The organism is Lysobacter sp. P5_B9 (genome assembly GCF_054049835.1).
On record NZ_JBFULP010000001.1, the window covers coordinates 1010471 to 1030944 of the forward strand.

The following is a 20474-nucleotide window of genomic DNA, read 5'->3' on the forward strand; positions in this document are numbered from 1 at the left end:
GGGTCGGCTGTTTGGGGGGGGCAATGCACGTACTGAGGGCTTCTGCGATGGCAGCGCTTATCGCGAGCATCGCGGCTTGCAATTATCGGCGGAGCCGCAGCGTGCCGACGTGGGGGCGGTCATTGCCGACGGCCGATCGTTCAATGGGCGACAAGTCGTCCTTCGGGGCTGCCTTGATGCACACCACCACGGGCTGATCCTGGTGTCCTGCCCGTCCGGAAGTCAGAAGTTGGTGGTGTTCACGGATGCGCTCAAGGCAAGCCAGCAATCCTTGCTTTACTCCGAGGCGCTCAAGTCGAAGATTCAGCACCATCGACCGCTCGCCGCGACCCTTTGCGGTACGTATCGGCAAACATCCGACGGGCGGGATCGCTGGCTAGAGGTCGATGCCTTCGCGATTGATGGTGGGCGAACAAGCTCTAGTGAGTGCAGGCGCTGACAGGTGTCCGCTTCTGGCCGAGAGCGGACATTGGGGGGCAAATGGTCACCCTCCAAGGCTTGGTGACCGCCACTGACCAAAAAGAAACCCCGCACTCGGTGCGGGGTTACTCAACAGCTGTTGCATCGATCGGGCTGCTGTTCAAATCGGCGAGCCCCTACTAGCCCGGGCTATTCTCCAAGACCCACGGCGAGCTCGACGCGTCGATTCATCGCCTGGTTTGCGGGGCTGTCATTGGCCACCTTCGGGTTGGTGGGGCCGTACCAGAAAAGCATCATCCGGGAGTCATCGACGCCACGGGACTTCAGGTAGCTTGCAACCATTTTGGCGCGATCGCGGGAGAGGCCTTCGTTGTGATCCCGGCTTCCGACGTTGTCGGTATACCCGGCGATCTTGGCATAGGACTTCGGCTTGTCCTTCATGAACTCGGCCACCTTGTCCAGGTCGGCCTTGTCCTCGGCGGCGAGCGCGGTCTTATTGGTGGCGAAGTTGATGTCGTCCACCTTGAGCCCGACGATCTTGGTGTCGGTGCTCGTGACGACCTGGTCCGTCACCTTCACGTCGTACAGCGCCCCGCTCGTGTATTCGGGCCGGTTGACGAAATCGGCAAGCGGAATCACCCGCGAGCACGAATTGAGGGTCGCGACGTCCTGCGTGAGAGCGGCTTCCCTTTTCGGCTTTGCGCTGCTGATCACGTAAAAGCAGACGTCGTATTTCTGGGCCAGCTGCTTGGCGACCTCGGCGGGGTTTTGCCCGGTGTATTCACCGTCCCAGAACACGAAGACGGCCGTCCTGCCCGACAGTGGCTTGAGGATGCCATCGAGCTTCTGCAGCCCGATCTTGAGGGGCGTCGGTCCGCTGCCCCGGTCGCGCATGGTATCCAGCGCCGCGGCGACGCTATCGCGGTTGTAGGGCTGCACCGGAAGGTTTTCCTGCCAATCCGTATAGGTATAGATGCCGATGTTGTGCCCGATATCCGGGAAGTACTCATTTCTGTTCTTGAGCTCGTTTTTCACCACCTGGACCGCGGGCTTGTCCGTGTCCATGAATTTGTCGTTCGTCGACGACGAGGTGTCGAGGAACAGGATTGCGTTGTCCGCAACCTTGACCAGCTGATCCTTCTTGACGACGTTGTTGACGATATCGTCCCGCGTGATGATCTCGACGGCAAACAATGGCGACGCGACAAGGCCGCCGAGAATTCCCACGACAACCCCCTTCCAGATTTTCGACTTGTGCGTCATTTCCTCTCCTTCCTGTCCAAAGCGCGGGCCCACGTCCGCAAGAGGACAGAGAGTGGTCCCACGGTCCGTATAAATGAGTGAATGGGCGAACCACGCGGAGACGGTCCCGGAGACAAAAACCGCCTCTTTGACAGGACGATTCGTATATTTTTTGTGTGTTTTCGGAATGCCACAATTAGAAAACCGGCCCAATCCGTTGATTCAATTGGTGGGCGGCACAGGGTTCCGCCGTGGTCAGGAGTAGATTGCGCATGGGGATCTCGGTCGGAACACCCCCCATGTAGGTGTCGACAGTCCGGCCGCTTCAGCGGGCATCCGCGAGTGTCGGCTGTGGCGTGGAGTCCGCGTCCGCTTTCGACCCAAAGCGGACATTGCTCATGCGCTACTTCACTTCGGTGAAGTTACCGGGCTTCCAACTGCCATCGAATGCCGGAGGCGAACCAGCCTTTCCCCAGATTCGTTTGAATCCAGTGCGCCTCCTGTCCCTTGGGCGCCTTCGGTTCGACGAAGAGCTCCACCGATGCCCCGGTGGCATCCTAGACCTCGAACAGCGAACGCAGCGCTGCCTTGCCCTGGTCGTTGACGATCTCGCTACGCGTCATGTTGTCTTAGACGGTGACGGACCAGAAAAGCTTCGCCGGTGCCGGGAGTGGAACGGTCAGCTTGTAGGTCTGGTCGTTTCCGGATGGGGGGCGGGGCATGGCGCAACCGTTCGCTGTGATTATTCGCCTGAAATGACTCAGTCCGGGACGGAGTCGGTCAAGATCTGGATCAGCTTTTCCCTACTTGTCTCAGCGGCCGACTGCTCTTCAAAGAGGACATTGAAGTTTTGCCCGCCAATCATGTTTACGGTGTAGCCGAACCCCTCTGTGCCGTCTGGCTTAACTATCGACACGGCGGAGACGTGGCTCAATCTGACCTTGACTTCCCCAAGCTCATGCCACTGTAGAAGCGCTGTGCTCATGTTGTTTCCCTCGCCAGTTGGATAATTTCCAATACGTCCTCTGGGACCGTTTTGGGACAGCGTTGCTCAGGACTCTCAATGACGGCGAGTGTTGGCGGGTGTGGAAGTGAGTGATTTCCCTACTGGTACTTTCTGGCGCAAGTTGCTGATTTATAGGGTGTTTCGCACTTGAAAACCGGCGATGGGGAGACCCATCCGTGAGTTCGAATCTCACCCGCTTCCGCCAAATCAATGGTCATGCAATTTCAACGGCCGCTTGGCGGTGGCAGGGTGTCCCTCAGGGGACACTTTGGGGCAGCGGTGGCGAGCTTCGAGAAGAGTGTCGGCAATACCGGCAAGACGACTTGGCGCGTGCGTGTCCGCCGTGCCAGTGGCCCATGGCTCACGAAATCGTTTCCAACTAGCACGCGGCCCAGGAATGGGCTCGCAGCATCACAAGTTGGACGTTGGTGAGCATGTCCCCCGGACGCTCTCGCGGGGGGCAATCCGACTAACTTACGTGCTCGTGGGGCTGTCTTCCGGGCGCATTCCCAGCGCGAGCGCGACGCGTTCTCTCACTCGCCGCAGCGCCTGCCGAGCTTCACTCCCTTCGGAGTAGCTCTCCTCGACTTGAATCAGCAGGCACCAGATATTGTTTGCCAGCTCGCGTTCCCCCGTCGTGGCGATTCGGGAAATCACGGTCGCGAGGGCTTCAAATACTTCTTCCAACCCCGAGGCGTTCGCACCCATCTGAATGGCTCGCATCTCACACCCGGGGAATGGTACATCCAGGGTGGAGCGCTTGCCGTCAAGGCGGGGCGGGAGGGGATAAAGGGTTCATTTTTTCGTGAGCTGCTATCAGCAGAGCGACATGATCCCGAATTCGTCGCAGCGAGGCTCCCGCGAGGCTGGTCGAAAGGTAATTCTCTTCAATTTGAACCAGCACGCTCCATATGTGTTGCGCTAATCCGTGGTCCTCAGAATCGGCGACTTGGATAATCACCATTTCCAACGCATGAATTGCTTCGTGGTGGTCAAAACGCTTCATCAAACGCACTTCCTGAGGACGTCGTAATAGTGCGCGGTCGGCGGTGAGTCATGGATGACGGACGGGATACACCGCGAATCTTCACGGCTAGGAAAAAGCCCCGCTTCTGCGGGGCTCTGATGTACTGGCGGTTGAGCGCTAGATGTTGTCACGGTCGCTTTGGTAGGGATCACTTTGGCGGCCTAAATTGCCTAGATTCTGTGGATTGCCTTGTCTGCCTTGGTCCTGGGGGCTCGATTGATCATCGTCCTTGCGGCCGACTTGCCTCTTGTCCTGCTCGCGGCCCAATCCCTGCTGTCGATTGTCGTTGCTGCCAGTTTGCCGACTCTGATTGTTACCAGTGTTGTTGCTAGCCATTAGATCTATTCCTGTGTGCCTGACGAGTGTCGGTGCACAAAAGATGCCGCGCACCCTGTAACAGACTGTGATGCATCGCCGTTCACTTTGGATGGCCAGCTAAATGGTTCAGTCTGCCCGTACTTGCACGGGGCGGGTCACGTTACGTGCACCGCTCGCGTGCGACCGTATGTGCTCATTTGCGAATCGAGGTTCATCACATGGCACGCGACATCCTGCAAACACTCAAGGCCGAACATGACGCGCTGCGCGCGCTGTTTGTGGAAATGAAAGACACCACCGATCGCGGGGTGAAGAAGCGCGCCGGGTTGCTTGAAGAGATCGAAGCGAATCTGATCCCGCACGCAAAGTGGGAGGAGAAGGTGTTCTATCCCGCATTCAAGAAACGGGCCGATCGCGACGGGCTGCAGACTCATGCAGAGGCGTTGGCGGAGCACCACGCCGTCGAGACTTCGGTAATTCCAGAGGTACATGCCGCCGACCTCGGAACACCAGAATTTGCTGGGCGTACCAAGGTGTTTGGCGAGTTCATCGACCATCACGCGAAGGAAGAAGAGAAGACGATGTTCAAAATGGCGCGTGAGCTCTTCTCGGCCGAGGAACGGGCGCAGCTGGATGAGCAATACGAAGCCTGGAAACAGACGGGCACCGCAGCAACTCGCGTCGTCGCGGAGAAGGCCAGGGCCGGGCTTAGGCAGTCCTTGGTCCAATAAGGGGTGCGCCGTGTCCGCCGCAGGTAGGCACTCGCGGACGCCGGCGTTACACGCTTACGGCAACGACGTGAGTGCAGTGTCCTTTCGCACACTGCTCCGCCTTTCAGGCCTCGCGGCTTGTCTGTAGAAAGAACCGCACCATCTCAGCGGAAGCATCAGGTCCTTGCGTGTCGGTGTAACTACCGAGGGGGCTTCCTCCCGACCAGGCATGGCCAGCACCATGTATCTGCCACAACTCGACTATGGGCTCACCGAGCGATGTCGTGTAGGTAGTCCGTGTATAAGCCCGCCCGGTTCCTTCACCCTTGCTCACATGGCTCTCTGGCGAGAGCGCCGCTGCGGCCCGGATTGCATGCTTTACAAGCGTCTCGGCATTACTCGCAGCGACCGTCCTATCGCAATCGCCTTGAAACGCTATCAGTGGGGTGACCGAAGCCAATACTCCCGTCGAAATGTCATCGATGGGGTCAAGGGCGATATGGCTTCCACTCATTGCTGCAAAGGCCGAAGGTACGTCGTGGGCGGCGCGATACGGAAGCCCGGAGTGGGAGCCAACAGCCGCAAATACATCGGGATATGTGGCGCCCAAGATTACCGCCATGGCACCTCCTGCGGAGAGTCCTGCCACGTAGACGCGCTTCGGATCGACGGCGTACTTGAGGACGATATCTTGGGTAAGGGCAGCGAGCAGAGCCGGCTCGCCACTCGCACGCATTTGATGACTCGGCCGGAACCAATTCCAACATTTGGAACCATTTGCTTTCGCGGATTGCGCAGGGTAGGCCACCAGGAATCCATGTTGCTCGGCGAGCTCGTTCATGCGCGTGCCATCTGCAAAATCATCAGGCGACTGCGTGCAGCCATGAAGCATCAATAGCAACGGGTAAGCAGTTGGAGGGGGCGCTGTGTATTGCACAGGTACGTACAGTTTGTAGCGACACTTGCCGGCAGCATGGGCAAATGAAAGCTCCACGAATGTACCTGGCAGTGGATACGACCTGGTCGTGCGGTCGGATCGAGGGGCGGGCTGGCTCCACCATGGCTCCTGCGCAGGTAACCCATCTGCTTCAGGTGGCGACAAAGGTGACTCTGACGAAAGGCCAGCGGCAACCAATGCATCATTGATAACCCGGGTGATCTGGGCCTGCAGATCCCCGGCTGCGGCGGGGGCCTTGGGCGGAGTGAGGGCAACACGCGCGCGCGCCACAAGCTTGGTCAATAGGGACAAGCGACTTTCCTAATTTGCTGTTGCTGCATTGCAACAAAACCACCCTGTGGCATACGGCGTTAGCCCGGCATGAAGACTGCCTGGATGCTGCGATCTTGGGGTGGCGTCCGACCCAAAGCGGACGCTTGGCACGCTTGATCCGGCATGCGCCAACTTGTTAGCCGCATGTCGCGTCGCTAATCTGCCGCCTGATCAATGGGGCGCGTGGGGTCGGTCATTGCGCAACCACAGATGCATTGCCGGACCTCGCGGTCCGTCTATCGGTAGGTAGGCGTTAGGTGCTAATGAGGACTTCTCGCAGCTCATGATTGAATTGAGAAAGCCTCGGCCAGAAGACGAGTGCGCCTTCCTTAAGGCGCGTTCCGCAGTTCCTTCCGACAATCCAACATTCCTGCGGGACTACCGCCAGGACATGACATACATTGAATTTCTTCGGGTCCTGGAAGATCACCGCGCCGGGCGTGGACTGCCGCCTGATGTGGCACCTTCTTCATTTCTGTTCGCCTTTGACCACGGGCACATCGTTGGACGCGCTTCGATTCGCCATACACTCTCTCCACCACTCGGGATGGTGGCGGGACACATTGGCTACGCAGTTCTTCCGGAGTTTCGGAACCGCAGCTACGCGACGCAGATCCTTCGAGCGTCGGTCCGCTTCGCACACGATGAGCTTGGCCTTGATCGCGTCTTGGTCACGTGCGACGACGACAACGCCGCTTCCATTCGGGTGATTGAGAAGAACGGCGGCGTCTTTGCGGATACTTATCAGGATGCCACGCTAAGTCGCCCAAAACGACGCTATTGGATTGACGCCATGAAGTGATTTCACGTGACACTGTCGGCTGATGTTGTATGCGGCTTTTTTAATGGATGCTTCCCTGCGAACCATCTTCGATAGCCCGAGCCAGCACGGGATCATCGTCACTGAGATCAACGGCATGGTCTGGCTGTGGAATCGAGGCGCCAGGCACATCTTCCAGTACGAGGACGAAGAGATCGTCGGCAGCGATATTCGTGTCCTATTCACGCCTTACGACCGGGCTCATAAGGTGCCGGAAAAGGAAATAAAGAAGGCGTTGAGACAAGGATTCACCGGCGACTTTCGATGGCACATGCGCAAGGATGGCTCACTGTTCTGGGCCGATGGCATGCTTTACCCGGTCCGCAGCCGTGCCGATGAACTGCTGGGCTTCGTCAAGATCCTTCGCGACGCCACTGCAGAGAAGGCAACCGGCGATGAAACGTCCCGGCAGGCGCTTGAGGACAGCCTCACCGGCTTGCCGAACCGCACGGAGTTCCAGCATCGCTTCGTCGATATGCGAGCATCGGCAGAGCGACATGGCCGACTCCTTGCCCTGCTCCTTCTGGATCTGGATCACTTCAAGGAAGTGAACGACAGTCGCGGCCATGCGGCAGGCGATGCGCTGTTGCAGCAGGCCGCGCATCGGATGCGTTCGGTGTTGCGCGATACGGACTTCGTGGGGCGGCTCGGGGGCGACGAGTTCGTGGTCCTGCTCCCCGACTTGGAGACGCCCGAGCAAGGCGGCTCCGTGGCCGAGCACCTGATGGAGGAACTGGTCAACCAAGGGCCCGTCCAGATCGGCGCAAGCATAGGGATAAGAATCTTTCCCCAGAATGCACGCGAATTGGAAGAGTTGTTCGATCAGGCCGACCTGGCGCTCTACCAGGCCAAGGCCGATGGCCGTTCGGCCTATCGCTTCTATACCCCGGACATGGACAAGGCCGCGCATCCTCTCAGCCAGTAACGCCGACAGATGCGTCGTGAGGGACGCTCACGCGCGCATCGTGCCGGTTTCGATGAAACGCTGGTGCCAGGACAGCGCTTCTCCGAGCAGGTGCGGCGTGTGCTTGCCGAAACTGTCTCGCGACGCACGATCGAAGTAATCCTGCAGCGCGTCCCGGTAATCCGGATGCGCGCAATGGTCGATGACGGCCCGCGCGCGTTGTTTGGGCGACAACCCCCGCAAGTCCGCCAGCCCCTGGTCCGTCACCACGACCATGACGTCGTGCTCGGTGTGGTCGACGTGGCTGACCATCGGCACGATGGTGGAGATTGCACCGCGTTTCGCGGTGCTCGGCGCCATGAACACCGACAGATACGCATTCCGCGCGAAATCGCCACTGCCACCGATGCCATTCATGACGCGGCTGCCGCACACGTGCGTCGAATTGACGTTGCCGTACAGGTCGGCCTCGATCATGCCATTCATCGCGATGCACCCGAGGCGCCGGATCAGTTCCGGATGGTTGGAGATTTCCTGCGGCCTGAGCACGATGCGCTCACGGTAACGGTCGACGTTGGAGACGAAGGTTTCGATGGCCGCAGGGCTGAGGGAGAACGCAGTCGCCGATGCCACGCGCAGCACGTCGCGATCGATCAGGTCGAGCATCGCGTCCTGGATGACCTCCGTGTATGCGCTGAGATCGTGGAAGCCCGATTCGGCCAGTCCGGCTAGTACCGCATTCGCGATGTTGCCGACGCCCGACTGCAGCGGAAGCAACGACGGCGTCAGTCGGCCACGTCGGATCTCATGACGGTAGAACTCCAGCAGGTTCTCCGCGATCCGCCTCGATGCAGCATCAGGGGGATCGAAGGGCGTGTTGCGGTCCGGCGCCTCGGTCTCGACGACGGCAACGATCTTGTCGGGATCGCACTGAAGCCACGGCTCGCCGATGCGGCTGTCTGCACGCAGAAGGGGGATCGGCTTGCGGTTCGGCGGCAATGCCGTGCCGTAGTAGATGTCGTGCATCCCGCGCAACGCAGCGGGCTGCCAATGATTGACTTCCAGGATCACGCGCTCGGCCTGTTCGAGCCAGGTCTTGTTGTTGCCGACCGAGGACGAGGGAACGAGATGGCCGTCTTCGTCGATCGAGGTGACTTCTACGATGGCCACGTCGATCGGGCCAAAGTAGCCGAACCACGTGTATTGGGCGACATGGCTCAGGTGGAGGTCGATGTAATCCACTTCGCCCGCGTTGATGCGCTCGCGCAACACGGGGTCCGACTGGTACGGCAGGCGGAGCTCGATGCCTTCCGCGCGCGCGAGCGCGCCGTCGAGTTCCGGTGCGGTCGACGCGCCGGTCAGCACCTTGATGCGGAATTCCTCGCCGCGATCGTGGGCCGCGTGCACACGCGAGGCCAGTGCGACCGGCACCGCCTTCGGATAGCCCGCCCCGGTGAATCCGCTCATCGCCACGTTCATGCCATGGCCGATCAGCGCTGCCGCCGCGTCCGCATCCATGCGCTTTGCGCGCAGTCGCGGGTCCTGGATTCGATCGACCATCGGAAGATCCTCCTAGTGCAGGTGCTCCCGCGCCGCCAGTTCTTCGCGGCACGCCGCGCTGAACTCGCGCAGTGGGTTCATCGCTGCGTTGTCGATGATCTCGTGGACGTCGACGAACGTCTTGTTGGGCGCGAGGTAGGCTTCGAGGATCACGCGAACGACGTTGTCGGCCTGTTCGACGACCCGCGCCGATGAGAAGACGCGCATGCGACTGACCAGCGCATACAGATTGACCAGGTTGGAGATCTGCGGCGTATCGTGCTCGTACGCGTCGGCATACCAGCGCGATGCCTCCTCGATGAACATGCGGTAGAGCTCTTCCTGCCTGTTCTGGTGGAGCACCCGCTGCTGCGCGGTGAACTGCACGCGTTGGCCGAGCCACGACGACGCCATCATGGTCACGCCGCCGATCGTCGACCCGGCGAGCGCCGCGATTGCTGACATGACCGCAGGATCCATGATCTGAACTCCTGGACGGGAAACAGGGCGACGCTCAGCTCTCGATGAACGCAAGAAGATCTGCGTTGATCAGATCGGCATTCGTCGTGCACATACCGTGGGGAAGGCCCTTGTAGACCTTCAGTGTGCCGTTCTTCAGCAGCTTGACCGACAGCATGGCAGAGTCTCCAATCGGAACGATCTGGTCGTCGTCGCCATGCATCACCAGCGTCGGAACATCGATCGCCTTCAGGTCTTCCGTGAAGTCGGTTTCGGAGAACGCCTTGATGCCATCGTAGTGAGCATTGGCACCGCCCATCATGCCTTGTCGCCACCAGTTGTCGACAGTGCTTTGCAGCAGCGTCGCGCCAGGGCGATTGAAACCATAGAACGGCCCGCTCGGAACATCACGGAAGAACTGCGAGCGATTTGCGGCGAGCGCGGACCGAAAGCCATCGAAGACTTCGATCGGAAGGCCGCCGGGATTCGCATCGGTCTTCACCATGAGCGGAGGGACGGCGCCGATGAGAACGGCCTTGCTGACGCGTCCCTTGCCATGGCGAGCGACGTATCGTGCGACTTCGCCACCGCCCGTCGAGTGCCCGATGTGGACTGCGTCACGCAGATCGAGGTGCTTCGCGACGGCCGCGGCGTCGGCGGCGTAGTGGTCCATGTCGTGGCCGTCGCTTACCTGACTGGAGCGGCCGTGGCCGCGCCGATCATGCGCAATGACGCGGTAGCCCTTGCCCAGGAAGTAGAGCATCTGGGCATCCCAGTCATCGCTGGAGAGAGGCCAGCCGTGATGGAAAACGATGGGCCGGTCCGTCTTACGGCCCCAGTCCTTATAGAAGATCTCGACGCCGTCTTCGGTAGTGATCGTGCTCATATCCTGGATCTCCTGGCATTAGCGGCAGGAGAAAGGCTAGGACTTCCGAGGACGACCTGGAATCCTACAAACGGGTGCAACGTCTAGTACGAAGATATGTCGCTCAGCCGCAACGGGCCTCGATCGCTGCGGCCGGGCAGCGCTTAATCCCACCACTCCGCCAAATTGCTGCTTCAATTGTGGCCGAATGGCTTCCCCGGACTCCAGGCCTTGTGAATGAGGGGCAGCGCTTCCTCCCATGTCATTACCTCGGCCTTCCAACTCTTGTGGATGCCGGCGAGGGCATCCCAGCTCTTCTTGACGCTGGACCTGCATTCTTCCCAGGTTTCGCCTCGGAATGCTTCGAGGCAGACCCGACCGAAACGCTCTGCAAATTCCTCGCCGGAGTATTGGTGTTGGTGCATCGCTGGCCTCGCTGGGGCATGGAGTAACGAAAGTGCCCCATGGGTACTACAGGGCAGTGACTGAACAGGCGCTGCTCGCGAGAGCTATCCAATCGGCGCTCCTAGACCACATCGCCGGTTAAGGCAGCGTTGCGCAGCGGGATCGGCGCATCCGGAACGACACGTCCCTTGAGCGGCACGCCCACCAGCACGGCTTCCACATTCGCCGCGCGGCTGAACTTCCTGCGGAGGGGTTCGGGTAGCGCAAGTTGCATCACCACATTGCGATCCAGTCCGTGGGCGCCGCCGCGCTGCACCGGCAGGATCGTGAAAGTGCCGACGTAGGAGGCATCCTGCGGATGACCGCGATCACGCAGGAAGACGCGGCAGCACAGCGGATGGATCGGGACGTTCGAGCGCTCGAACCGCAGGATGCGCGACTCGCGTCCGGAGTCGCCGAAGGAGCCGGAAACCGCGAGGGTCACGCCCGCACCTTCGGCGAGCACGGGGTCGGGAAGCTGGCGCGATTGCACCGTCATGTCCTCGTAGACATAACCCAGCTTCTGCGTGTCGAGCAGATCCTTGACCGCGACCGTCTCGCGCCGGCCTTTTTCGTCGACGATGCTGTACCTGCGCCCACGCCAGGCGTCGTGCTGGGGTTCGGCGGCGGCGCCATGGGCCTTGCGCCACATTTCCCAGATGCGGTCCACGTTGTTGTGGTGCGCGGTGAACAACGTGTCGAAACCGGCGGTGGCGAACATGCCCATGTTGCCGCCGATCCAGTTGTGGATGTTGTTGTGGAAGCTTTGCTCGAGGTTGCCCTCGATCATGTCCCCACTCGCGTTGTCATACGGATATCCGCCGAACGCGAAGAACGATTCCAGCGACAACGCGCCGGACACGTCGAGGAAGTCGTCCGGAATGACATCGTCCGGTCCCATCTCCCGGGTCGCATCGTGGAGCGCGTTGCCCTTGCCCCAATAGGCGGCGGGAATCCTGCGATGCCGCGTCGAGTCCCAGTAAGGCAGGGCGAACTGCGGCTCCTTGATGGCATCGCGCAGGACGCGCTCGAGCGACCAACTGAAGGCACGGTGCCAGGTCAGGAAGTCCCAGCCCCAATGGACCTGCAGCGCCGGCGTCACCGAGGAGCAGTACAGGGCGTGCTGGACGGCCAGCGCATCCCATCCGGTTGGATCGAGCGGGTCGCGTTCGCTGCGCTTGCGCAGAATGCCGACTGCGTCCCTGAACAGCGTCACGTAGGGATCGTCGGGCGCCAGGGCGCCGATATCGCGGCGCACGGGAATGCCCGCGGGGCGCGCTGTCGCCGAGGCCCAACGTGCGCCCGCCAGCGAACCCAGCGCGAGGGCGGGGACTGCCGAGGCGGCTCCGATCAGCAGTCGACGGCGGAAGGAATCGATGCCGTTCCTGGTCGCCATCACTTCATCCCCGGGTTGTAGTAGCCCCCGAACGTCCGCACCGGCGACCACGCCGGCAGGATCGGATCCAGCTGGGGTACGAGAGTGCGGTAGGGCCCCGCGGCATAGACGAGATTTCCTGCGGTGACCGTGAGCACCGATTCGATGCGGGGGATGCGATCTTCCGGGACGGTGAAGTAGTCGTCGCTCAGCAGCGCCATGTCCGCATACTGGCCGGGTGCGAGGCGACCCTTCACGTTTTCCTCGCCGCTGAACCAGGCGCTGCCGACGGTGTACAACTCCAGCGCCTTCCCGCGATCAAGGCGGTTCTCCTTCGCCAGCAGCGGCGTGCCGCCGACGCTCTTGCCCGACACCATCCAGTACAGCGAAGGCCAGGGGTTGTAACTCGATACACGCGTGCCGTCGGTACCCGCGCCGACCGGAATGCCCGCGGCCAGCAGTGAGGGGATCGGCGGCGCATGGGAGGCGGCTTCCGCACCGTAGCGCGCGATGAAATCCTCGCCGGCGAATGCCATGCGGTCCTGGATCATCACGCCGCCGCCCAGTGCCTTGATGCGCGCGATCTGCGCGGGCTTGATCGTTTCGACGTGGTCGATCGCCCAGCGCAGATCGGTGAATCCGGGGCGGCCGGCCGCCTTCTCCTCGTGGTCGACCGCTTCGAATACCGAGAGGATGCGATCGATGGTTTCGTCGTAGGTGGCGTGAATGCGGATCGGCCAGCGCTTCTGCACGAGCGTGCGCACCACGGCCGTAAGTTCCCCGCGCCACTTCGGATTGGCATCGAGGTCGGGCCGGTCCGCGCGGAAGTTCTCGAAATCGCCTGCCGACCAGACCAGGTTCTCGCCGGCGCCTTCCAATACGAAGCCATCTTCGTGGTGGCCATCGAAATTCGTGTTGGGGTGTTCGCTCCCGATCCAGCTCTCGTAGTCCTTGAGTTCCTGCCCCGGCTTCTGCGCGAACAGATAGAACGAGATGTGCAGGGGCAGTCCTTCCTTGCGCGCCATCTCGAAGGTCGCGGAATAGTTCGCCGGATATTGGTGGCCGCCACCGCCGGCATCGATCGCGGAGGTCAGGCCGAAGCGGTTGAGTTCGCGATAGAAATGGCGAGCGGACGAGGCCTGCTCTTCTGGCGAGAGTTCGCCGAGGCGACCCACCGCCTGGTAGAGGATCGTCGGCCGCGGGGTGGCGAGGATGCGTCCGGTCGGCTGGCCGTTGGCGTCCTTCTCGATCGTGCCGCCTTCGGGTGCCTGGGTCTGCGCCGTGATGCCGGCGGCCTCCAGGCCCTTCTTGTTGTACATGCCCGAGCTGTACAGGTGCAGCACGAAGACGGGCGTGTTCGGCGCCGCTTCGGTCAACTCCTCCGGAGTCGGCATGCGCTTCTCGACGAACTGGTACGGAGACCAGCCGCCGACCACGCGCACCCACTTGCCTTCGGGCGTCGTTGCCGCGGCCTTGCGCACCATCTCCAGCGCCTGCTTGAGCGTGGGCACGCCGTCCCAACGCAGCTCCGCGGCGTAGTAGCGCGCCTCGCGCGTGGGGTGCAGATGCGAGTCGTTGAGTCCCGGGATCAACCGGCGCCCCTTGGCGTCGACGACTTTTGTATGCGGCCCACGCAACGCGAGGATCTTCTTGTCGGCGCCCACGTCGACGATCTTCTCTCCCTTGACGGCAACGGCCGAGGCGTCCTGGCGGCCGGCCGCCTGGGTCGTGACCTTGGCGTTGTAGATGATGAGATCGGCCAATTCGCTCGCGTGCGTGGCGCCGGCAGCCAGGAGGAGCAGGGCTACTGCGCCGACACGCGAGAAACGGCGTGTTTCGTTACGTTGGAAGATGGCGTTCATCAGGTCCTCGCTGTTGGTCGGACGGTCAGCCCAGCACGATCTGCAGGCATTCGAGCAAGCGCTGCGCCGGGAAGGGTTTGCGCAGCACGAATGCCGCACGACTTGCGGCAGCGCGTTCGAGCAGGTCGTGCTCTGTCCTCGCCGTCACCAGGATGATCGGTACGTGCGGCGCGTCTCGTCCGAGTCGGTCCACAAGCGCGATACCGTCCATGCCTGGCATCTGGATATCCACGACAAGGCATGCGAAACGATGCAGGTCGCCAGCGGCCAGGAAGGCTTCAGCCGAGTCGAACGAGGCGGTGGCGTATCCCGCCGCGCGTAGGAGACTCGCCGTCGCTGATCGAACGGATTCATCATCGTCGACGACACAGATCCGTGTCTCTTTCTGCACTCTGCCCATGGTGCGAAGAGTGACGCGACACACTGCCAAAAGAAATTATACGAACGGGTTATCGGGCAGTACGGATGCCGGCGTGAGTTGCAGATCGCTCGACATGCGAACCAGGTCCGCGAGCGTGCGTGCGCCCATCTTGCGCATGGCCTGTCCGCGATGGATCTTTACGGTGATTTCGCTCAGGTTGAGCAGACCGGCGACCTGCTTGTTCATCTTGCCCGCAGTGACGAGGGCCATGACCTGGCGCTCACGCGGACTCAGCGTCGAAAAGCGTTTGCGGATCTCGTCCGCTTCCCGGTCTTCGTTCCGGCGCGCGCGATCCCTCTCGATCGCGATGCCGACCGCGTCCAGCATGTCCTGGTCGCGAAAGGGCTTGGTCAGGAAGTCGACCGCGCCGGCCTTCATCCCGCGTACGGTCATGGGAATGTCGCCGTGCCCGGTGATGAGCACCACCGGCACGCGGATGTTCTGTTGCGCCAGGCGCTCCTGGAAGTCGAGGCCGGAGATGCCCTGCAATCGGATGTCGAGCACGAGGCACGACGGACAATCCGGCCGTGACGCTGCGAGGAACTCCTGCGGCGATCGATACAGGCGCGTCTCCAGCTCGACCGACCGGAACAAGCTATCGAGCGCGTGCCTGATCGATTCATCGTCGTCGATGATGTGGACCACCGCGTCCATCCCGTGCCCATCCCGCGCTGCGCGATGTCGGTAGTCCGCATCTTCCGCCGAGCTGGAATCGTTGGCAACCTGGCGGAGCGTGGAGTAGGCGCCGTGATGCAGTGGTTGCCGCATGGCCCCCCCGTCAATGAAGGCGGGCTTTCTGGCCCGACACCAATGGGGTGCCAGCCCAGAAATCCAATGCTGGCCCGGCGTTCGCACCGGCTGGAACCAGTTCTCTCAGATACTCATCGGCAAGGCCGGCAGCCGGGACGCGGCTGCGCCGCAGCGCTTCCAGCTCGCGGAGATCGACAACGATCGACATCGTGTGGACGTTCATGGGGGCCGCTCCTCCGGAGTTGCGATCGACGTGCACAGCGTGATCCGCACAACTCCTCCGGCGCTATCAGACGAGCGGACGCGCCGCTCATGCTTTTGTATGATCGACTCATCCGATCGCTACCCGTGGATTCCAGGCCATGTCGATGGGTTCGAAAAGCGGAGTGACTCGATGGCGAGCCGATCCGGAACGCCGTTACTCCAATCTCTTCGAGAGTCACGCCGCCGCCTTCCTGGAGATCGACTTCTCCGATGTCGGCGCCATGGTGCGTGCACTGCGCGAATCCGGCGTCACCGATCTTCGGCGCCATCTCCTGGAGCATCCCGAAGTGGTCCGGCAGATGATGCGCGTTGCGCGTGCCGTCGCCGTCAACGAGCACGCAGTCGAGCTGTTCAGTGTCGAGCGAAAGGAGGATCTGCTCGGGTCCCCTGAGAAGTTCTGGCCGGATGCGTCGACCCTGGTCTTCGCCGAAAGCGTCGTGGCTGCCGTCACCGGGGAGCCGAACTTCGTGCGCGAGACTGTGCTGCGTACCGCGAATGGTGTCGAATTCGATGCGGAATTCGCGGTGCATTTCGACCCCGAGAACACGCGCAGCGGATTCGTCACGGTTGCCATCGTTGACATCACGGAGCGAAATCGTGTGCGTGCGGCATTCGAGCACGCCGAGTTCATGTATCGGAACATGTTTCATGGGATGGCGGTGCCTTTTCTCAGGATTGACTCGACGGAGCTCCGGGACGAGTTCGCGCTGTTGCGACATGCCGGCGTCGTCTCCCTCGATGACCATATTGCCGCGCACCCCGGGTTCGTCCGCGCGGCGATGGACACGTTGATGGTGGTGGAAGCGAATGAGGCCGCGGTGCAGTTGCATCGGGCAAAAGATGCGGCGGCGCTGCTGGGTCCCATCTCCCGGTTCTGGAGTCCCGGGAAAGAGCAGTTGATCCGGGACTGCCTCGCCGCGGGTTACAGGGGCGCCCCCAGCTTCCAGGGCGAAACGCGGTTGCTGGCCATGGATGGAAGTGAGGTCGACGTGCTGCTGTTCATCATTGCCACGCCGGAGATGCGCGCGAAAGGCATTGTCCTCGTCGGGTTGATCGACATCACCGAACAAGTGACGGCACGCGCTGCGATAGAGTGCATGCGCATCGATCTCGCGCACTCGACGCGAGTTTCCGTGCTGGGCGAACTCACGGCCTCCATCGCCCATGAGATCAACCAGCCGCTCACCGCCATTACCACCAGCACCGAAGCCGGTCTGCGCTGGTTGGGACGTGCCGATTTCAACGTCGATGAGCTGCGGACATTGTTGACGCGGGTGGTTGCCGACGCGCGCCGGGCGACCGACGTCGTGGAGCGGGTGCGGTGCATGGCAGTGCGCCAGAGCACGAACGTGACATCGATCGCGATCAACAGCGTGGTCGAGGAGGTCGCAACGTTCCTGCGGCACGAACTGGGTGCGCGCGAAGTGGCACTATCGCTCGACCTCGCCAGGCACCTGGATGACATCAACGCCGAGCGCATCCAGATACAACAGGTGATCCTGAACCTGTGCGTGAACGCCATGCAGGCCATGGCGAGCGTGCCCGCCGACCAGCGTCGCCTGCGCATCGCCACCGGGCATGGGGATCACGACAGCGTGCTCGTTCGCGTGGAGGATTCCGGCCCCGGGATTCCTGCGGACAGGATCCCGCACCTGTTCGAGAGTTTCTATTCGACCAGGGAAGGCGGAATGGGCCTGGGGCTGCGGATCTGCCAATCCATCGTGGAGGCGCACGGCGGGCACATCGAGGGCGCGAACAACGCCAGTGGCAGTGCGTGTTTTTCGTTCACGCTGCCGATCGCTGGAAACGCGGCAGCAAAGTAAGCGCCGCGATCATGGGCGGCACCACGAAGGCACGCTCTCCGAATCCCGCGTAAGCCAGCGCCGCGAGCGCGCAGCCGACGGCGAAAATGCCCACGCTCCTCGCCATGGCGGCGCTGCGTGCCTTGATCGCCTCACGCGCGTCGGGCGCCAGGCCGCCGCGCCACAGGTCGGCGAGATCGATCATGACCTGTGTCGTGCTGCCGGTCATCAGGGTGGTCGGCGGTGCCTTCGGGAAATACACCCGATGGATCACGTTCTGGATCGCCATCGCCGCGACCAGGACCATTCCGGTGACGATCGCGGGCAGGTGGTCGCCGAGTGGAAAGGGCCCCCACCAGCATGCCAGCGCGGCTGCGACGACGAGCAACAGCAACTTGATCGCCAACAGCGTGCGCGTCACGTTGCCGCCCGATCGCACATACCTCTGGCTCGCATAGCGCGTGAGCAGCACGATCAGGCAGAACACCGGCAGCGCGAGCAGCTTGGCGACGATGCCGGAGGTTCCCTGGACCAGGCTCGCGCCGATGGTCACGAAGTTGCCGGTGACATGTGCGGTGAACAAGCCCTGCAGGGCGACAAAGCCGGCTGCATCGACGTAGCCGCCGTTGAAGGTGAGGAGGTCGGGGATCGTGATCTTCATCCGGCGCCCTCGTCAGAACGCGAAGCACGAACAGCCCAGTGCGCCCCAGAACCCCGCGTAGTCGCCGACGGGCGCGTCATGGTGCGCGGCGTGGCCGTGTCCATGCACATGGCATGGCTCGCCATGCGTGTGGCCGTGCGCGTTGGCAAATGCGGCCGCGGCCTGCGCCAGGGTCGCGCCCTGGTAGCCACCGAAATGGCGCACCGGGGACCAGTCGGGCATCGGCGGCGGCAACTTCGTCGAGAGCGACTCGAATTCACTACCGCCGTGGACCACCTTGCCTCCGACCACGGTCAGCACGCTGGTAATGTCCTTGATGTCGTCGTCGGGCACGCTGAAGTAGTCGGCCGACAGCACGGCGAAGTCGGCGAACCGACCGGTTTTCAATTGACCCTTGTCGTCTTGCTCGTTCGAGAACCATGCGCTGCCATGCGTCCACAACCGCAGCGCTTCTTCCCGCTCGAGCTGGTTGCTCTCGCCATAGATCTGGAGCCCGCCAAGCGTACGCCCGGTCGTCAGCCAGTACAGGGCGATCCATGGGTTGTAGCTGGCCACGCGCGTGGCGTCGGTGCCCATCCCGAGCGGGACCCCGGCATCCAGCATGCGCCGTACTGGAGGCGTGCGTTCGGCGGCTCGTGCGCCGTAGCGTTCGACGAAGTATTCGCCCTGGTAGGCCATGCGGTGCTGCACGGCGATGCCGCCACCGAGTGCGCCAATGCGGTCGATGTTGCGATCGGAGATCGTCTCGGCGTGGTCGACGATCCAGTGCAGGCCGTCGAACGGCACCTCGCGATCGACTTTCTCGTAGACATCGAGGATGCGGGTGATGCTTTCGTCGTAGGTCGCGTGGATGCGGAACGGCCAGCGATTCTGCGCAAGCAGGCGGACGACGTCTTCCAGTTCGCCTTCCAGGCCCGAAGGCAATTCAGGACGCGCCTCGCGGAAGTCTTCGTAGTCGGCTGCGGAGAATACGAGCATTTCGCCGGCGCCGTTGTGCCGCAGCATGTCGTCGCCTTCGCGCGGCTTCAGCATCCTGGTCCAACGGTCGAAGTCGGCAAGCTCGCCGCCCTTTTTCTGCGTGAAAAGATTGTAGGCGATGCGGACGGTCAATTCGTTGCGCGCGTGCAGCTGCTGGATGACTTCGTAGTCATCGGGAAAATTCTGGAATCCGCCGCCGGCGTCGATCACCGAGGTGATGCCAAGGCGGTTCAATTCGCGCATGAAATGCCTGGATGAATTGACCTGGTAGTCGAGCGGCAGCTTCGGCCCGGCGCCGAGCGTGGCGTACAGGATCAGCGCATTTGGCTTGGCGAGTAGAAGGCCGGTCGGATTGCCATCGGCGTCGCGCTGGATTTCGCCGCCCGGCGGGTTCGGCGTGTTCCTGTCGTATCCCACGGCGCGCAAGGCCGCGCCATTGAGGAGTGCGCGATCGTAGAGGTGGAGCAGGAACACGGGCGTGTCGGGCGCGATGGCGTTGATCTCCGCCAGCGTGGGCAGGCGCTTCTCGATGAATTGGTGTTCGGTGAACCCGCCTACCACGCGGACCCACTGCGGTGCGGGTGTCCGTGCGACCTGCGCCCGGAGCATCGCCATCGCGTCGGCGAGGCTGCGCACACCATCCCAGCGGAGTTCGAGGTTGTAATTCAGGCCGCCGCGAATCAGATGCGTATGACTGTCGTTGAGGCCCGGGATCAGCCGGCGACCACCCGCATCGATCACACGCGTTGCGGCGTCCGCTTTTTCCATCACCTTCGCCTCGTCGCCGATGGCGACAATGACCCCGTTCGCAACCGCTAGCGCGGTGGCGCCGGGCTGCGCCGGATCCAGCGTGGTGATCCTGGCGTTGCGAATGATCAGATCGGTCATCGGTCTCTCCGTACGAGTGCGTCCAGCGAATGGCGGCCGGCGCCAAGCAGGGCGATGGCGGCCATCGACAGGGTCCACAGCAGTGGATATTCGATGCCGCCGTGCATCCAGAACCAGCCGTGGGAAACGTTGAGCGCAACGGTGGTCGCCAGGAACCCACTGGCAACAACGGCGGAGGTGCGCGTGAACAGGCCAACGGTGACCATCAGACCCGCGAGGGTCTGCGTGGCCGCCAGCACGAACGGAATCGGCGCAAGCGAAGGCAGGCCGAAGGAATGCAGTTCGTTGGCGAACCCCGGAAGGCCGGGGCCGCCAAACCAGCCGAACAACTTGCCGAGTCCATGCGGCAACAGGAAGCCCCCGGCGGCCAGGCGCAACAGCAACAGTCCGACGTCGGCGCTGGGTGGATTCAGGCGGGAAGTGGATTTGGACATGGTGGCTCCGCTGAA

21 protein-coding genes are annotated in these 20474 nt (G+C 62.2%); 4 read left to right on the forward strand and 17 right to left on the reverse strand.

Features of this window, described 5'->3' with window-relative positions:
• Window positions 1-609: 609 nt before the first annotated feature.
• The 5 genes from ACXJJ9_RS04875 to ACXJJ9_RS04895 form a co-directional block, all read right to left on the reverse strand.
• Window positions 610-1683 carry an OmpA family protein gene (locus ACXJJ9_RS04875; RefSeq protein ID WP_457096070.1) on the reverse strand — a complete coding sequence of 358 codons (1074 nt, stop codon included), beginning with the start codon at window positions 1681-1683 and terminating at the stop codon, window positions 610-612.
• A 739-nt stretch (window positions 1684-2422) separates the two neighbouring features.
• Window positions 2423-2647 (reverse strand): hypothetical protein, encoded by a 225-nt coding sequence (locus tag ACXJJ9_RS04880; protein ID WP_457096071.1) that lies wholly within the window; start codon window positions 2645-2647, stop codon window positions 2423-2425.
• 495 nt (window positions 2648-3142) lie between these two features.
• Entirely contained in the window at window positions 3143-3376 is a 234-nt protein-coding gene (locus ACXJJ9_RS04885; RefSeq protein ID WP_457096072.1) for a hypothetical protein, read from the reverse strand.
• 58 nt (window positions 3377-3434) lie between these two features.
• Entirely contained in the window at window positions 3435-3674 is a 240-nt protein-coding gene (locus ACXJJ9_RS04890; protein ID WP_457096073.1) for a hypothetical protein, read from the reverse strand.
• A 138-nt stretch (window positions 3675-3812) separates the two neighbouring features.
• Entirely contained in the window at window positions 3813-4031 is a 219-nt protein-coding gene (locus ACXJJ9_RS04895; protein ID WP_457096074.1) for a hypothetical protein, read from the reverse strand.
• Between the two features lie 200 nt (window positions 4032-4231).
• Here ACXJJ9_RS04895 and ACXJJ9_RS04900 point away from each other — a divergent pair, with 200 nt between their 5' ends.
• A complete protein-coding gene (locus ACXJJ9_RS04900; RefSeq protein ID WP_457096075.1) occupies window positions 4232-4744 on the forward strand; it encodes a hemerythrin domain-containing protein in 513 nt (170 codons plus the stop codon).
• Between the two features lie 103 nt (window positions 4745-4847).
• Here the strand turns inward: ACXJJ9_RS04900 and ACXJJ9_RS04905 are convergent, their stop codons facing one another.
• The gene (locus ACXJJ9_RS04905) at window positions 4848-5972 is read right to left on the reverse strand and encodes an extracellular catalytic domain type 1 short-chain-length polyhydroxyalkanoate depolymerase (RefSeq protein WP_457096076.1); all 1125 of its coding nucleotides are present in this window, start codon (window positions 5970-5972) and stop codon (window positions 4848-4850) included.
• 304 nt (window positions 5973-6276) lie between these two features.
• On the opposite strand from ACXJJ9_RS04905, the gene ACXJJ9_RS04910 reads away from it, so the two are divergent.
• Window positions 6277-6795 carry a GNAT family N-acetyltransferase gene (locus ACXJJ9_RS04910; protein ID WP_457096077.1) on the forward strand — a complete coding sequence of 173 codons (519 nt, stop codon included), beginning with the start codon at window positions 6277-6279 and terminating at the stop codon, window positions 6793-6795.
• A gap of 43 nt (window positions 6796-6838) precedes the next feature.
• The gene (locus ACXJJ9_RS04915; protein WP_457096078.1) at window positions 6839-7738 is read left to right on the forward strand and encodes a diguanylate cyclase domain-containing protein; all 900 of its coding nucleotides are present in this window, start codon (window positions 6839-6841) and stop codon (window positions 7736-7738) included.
• A 27-nt stretch (window positions 7739-7765) separates the two neighbouring features.
• On the opposite strand, the gene ACXJJ9_RS04920 is transcribed toward ACXJJ9_RS04915, so the two are convergent.
• From ACXJJ9_RS04920 to ACXJJ9_RS04955, 8 genes are all read right to left on the reverse strand, one after another.
• Complete coding sequence (locus tag ACXJJ9_RS04920) at window positions 7766-9277, reverse strand: acetyl-CoA hydrolase/transferase family protein (RefSeq protein WP_457096079.1); 1512 nt, start codon at window positions 9275-9277, stop codon at window positions 7766-7768.
• Between the two features lie 12 nt (window positions 9278-9289).
• Complete coding sequence (locus ACXJJ9_RS04925) at window positions 9290-9736, reverse strand: hypothetical protein (protein ID WP_457096080.1); 447 nt, start codon at window positions 9734-9736, stop codon at window positions 9290-9292.
• A 34-nt stretch (window positions 9737-9770) separates the two neighbouring features.
• On the reverse strand, window positions 9771-10601 hold the full coding sequence (locus ACXJJ9_RS04930; RefSeq protein WP_457096081.1) for an alpha/beta fold hydrolase: 831 nt from the start codon (window positions 10599-10601) through the stop codon (window positions 9771-9773).
• Between the two features lie 505 nt (window positions 10602-11106).
• Window positions 11107-12420, reverse strand: a complete 1314-nt coding sequence (locus ACXJJ9_RS04935) for a tyrosinase family protein (protein ID WP_457096082.1) — start codon at window positions 12418-12420, stop codon at window positions 11107-11109.
• Window positions 12420-14261: an amidohydrolase gene (locus tag ACXJJ9_RS04940; protein ID WP_457096083.1), complete on the reverse strand. Its 1842-nt coding sequence runs from the start codon at window positions 14259-14261 to the stop codon at window positions 12420-12422. The genes ACXJJ9_RS04935 and ACXJJ9_RS04940 overlap by 1 nt, the downstream gene beginning before the upstream one ends.
• Window positions 14262-14286: 25 nt before the next feature.
• Window positions 14287-14652: a response regulator transcription factor gene (locus ACXJJ9_RS04945; protein WP_457096084.1), complete on the reverse strand. Its 366-nt coding sequence runs from the start codon at window positions 14650-14652 to the stop codon at window positions 14287-14289.
• 45 nt (window positions 14653-14697) lie between these two features.
• Window positions 14698-15336, reverse strand: a complete 639-nt coding sequence (locus tag ACXJJ9_RS04950; protein WP_457096166.1) for a response regulator transcription factor — start codon at window positions 15334-15336, stop codon at window positions 14698-14700.
• A 124-nt stretch (window positions 15337-15460) separates the two neighbouring features.
• Window positions 15461-15655, reverse strand: coding sequence for a hypothetical protein (locus ACXJJ9_RS04955; protein ID WP_457096085.1), 195 nt, complete (start codon window positions 15653-15655; stop codon window positions 15461-15463).
• 139 nt (window positions 15656-15794) lie between these two features.
• Here ACXJJ9_RS04955 and ACXJJ9_RS04960 point away from each other — a divergent pair, with 139 nt between their 5' ends.
• Window positions 15795-17519 carry an ATP-binding protein gene (locus ACXJJ9_RS04960; RefSeq protein ID WP_457096086.1) on the forward strand — a complete coding sequence of 575 codons (1725 nt, stop codon included), beginning with the start codon at window positions 15795-15797 and terminating at the stop codon, window positions 17517-17519.
• On the opposite strand, the gene ACXJJ9_RS04965 is transcribed toward ACXJJ9_RS04960, so the two are convergent.
• The 3 genes from ACXJJ9_RS04965 to ACXJJ9_RS04975 are packed head-to-tail and all read right to left on the reverse strand — an operon-like array spanning window position 17482 to window position 20459.
• The gene (locus tag ACXJJ9_RS04965; protein WP_457096087.1) at window positions 17482-18159 is read right to left on the reverse strand and encodes a YoaK family protein; all 678 of its coding nucleotides are present in this window, start codon (window positions 18157-18159) and stop codon (window positions 17482-17484) included. The genes ACXJJ9_RS04960 and ACXJJ9_RS04965 overlap by 38 nt on opposite strands.
• 12 nt (window positions 18160-18171) lie before the next feature.
• On the reverse strand, window positions 18172-20025 hold the full coding sequence (locus ACXJJ9_RS04970) for an amidohydrolase (RefSeq protein WP_457096088.1): 1854 nt from the start codon (window positions 20023-20025) through the stop codon (window positions 18172-18174).
• Window positions 20022-20459: a DoxX family protein gene (locus ACXJJ9_RS04975; protein WP_457096089.1), complete on the reverse strand. Its 438-nt coding sequence runs from the start codon at window positions 20457-20459 to the stop codon at window positions 20022-20024. The genes ACXJJ9_RS04970 and ACXJJ9_RS04975 overlap by 4 nt, the downstream gene beginning before the upstream one ends.
• Window positions 20460-20474: the final 15 nt, after the last annotated feature.

Excerpts from the sequence above, each read along its gene's own strand:
- ACXJJ9_RS04915 (WP_457096078.1), top strand. The coding sequence starts at position 6,839 with ATGGATGCTTCCCTGCGAACCATCTTCGATAGCCCGAGCCAGCACGGG.
- ACXJJ9_RS04895 (WP_457096074.1), bottom strand. The coding sequence starts at position 4,031 with ATGGCTAGCAACAACACTGGTAACAATCAGAGTCGGCAAACTGGCAGC.
- ACXJJ9_RS04890 (WP_457096073.1), bottom strand. The coding sequence starts at position 3,674 with ATGAAGCGTTTTGACCACCACGAAGCAATTCATGCGTTGGAAATGGTG.
- ACXJJ9_RS04940 (WP_457096083.1), bottom strand. The coding sequence starts at position 14,261 with ATGAACGCCATCTTCCAACGTAACGAAACACGCCGTTTCTCGCGTGTC.
- ACXJJ9_RS04950 (WP_457096166.1), bottom strand. The coding sequence starts at position 15,336 with ATGGACGCGGTGGTCCACATCATCGACGACGATGAATCGATCAGGCAC.
- ACXJJ9_RS04900 (WP_457096075.1), top strand. The coding sequence starts at position 4,232 with ATGGCACGCGACATCCTGCAAACACTCAAGGCCGAACATGACGCGCTG.
- ACXJJ9_RS04970 (WP_457096088.1), bottom strand. The coding sequence starts at position 20,025 with ATGACCGATCTGATCATTCGCAACGCCAGGATCACCACGCTGGATCCG.
- ACXJJ9_RS04955 (WP_457096085.1), bottom strand. The coding sequence starts at position 15,655 with ATGAACGTCCACACGATGTCGATCGTTGTCGATCTCCGCGAGCTGGAA.
- ACXJJ9_RS04930 (WP_457096081.1), bottom strand. The coding sequence starts at position 10,601 with ATGAGCACGATCACTACCGAAGACGGCGTCGAGATCTTCTATAAGGAC.
- ACXJJ9_RS04960 (WP_457096086.1), top strand. The coding sequence starts at position 15,795 with ATGTCGATGGGTTCGAAAAGCGGAGTGACTCGATGGCGAGCCGATCCG.
- ACXJJ9_RS04925 (WP_457096080.1), bottom strand. The coding sequence starts at position 9,736 with ATGGATCCTGCGGTCATGTCAGCAATCGCGGCGCTCGCCGGGTCGACG.
- ACXJJ9_RS04880 (WP_457096071.1), bottom strand. The coding sequence starts at position 2,647 with ATGAGCACAGCGCTTCTACAGTGGCATGAGCTTGGGGAAGTCAAGGTC.
- ACXJJ9_RS04975 (WP_457096089.1), bottom strand. The coding sequence starts at position 20,459 with ATGTCCAAATCCACTTCCCGCCTGAATCCACCCAGCGCCGACGTCGGA.
- ACXJJ9_RS04910 (WP_457096077.1), top strand. The coding sequence starts at position 6,277 with ATGATTGAATTGAGAAAGCCTCGGCCAGAAGACGAGTGCGCCTTCCTT.
- ACXJJ9_RS04920 (WP_457096079.1), bottom strand. The coding sequence starts at position 9,277 with ATGGTCGATCGAATCCAGGACCCGCGACTGCGCGCAAAGCGCATGGAT.
- ACXJJ9_RS04875 (WP_457096070.1), bottom strand. The coding sequence starts at position 1,683 with ATGACGCACAAGTCGAAAATCTGGAAGGGGGTTGTCGTGGGAATTCTC.
- ACXJJ9_RS04935 (WP_457096082.1), bottom strand. The coding sequence starts at position 12,420 with ATGGCGACCAGGAACGGCATCGATTCCTTCCGCCGTCGACTGCTGATC.
- ACXJJ9_RS04885 (WP_457096072.1), bottom strand. The coding sequence starts at position 3,376 with ATGGGTGCGAACGCCTCGGGGTTGGAAGAAGTATTTGAAGCCCTCGCG.
- ACXJJ9_RS04965 (WP_457096087.1), bottom strand. The coding sequence starts at position 18,159 with ATGAAGATCACGATCCCCGACCTCCTCACCTTCAACGGCGGCTACGTC.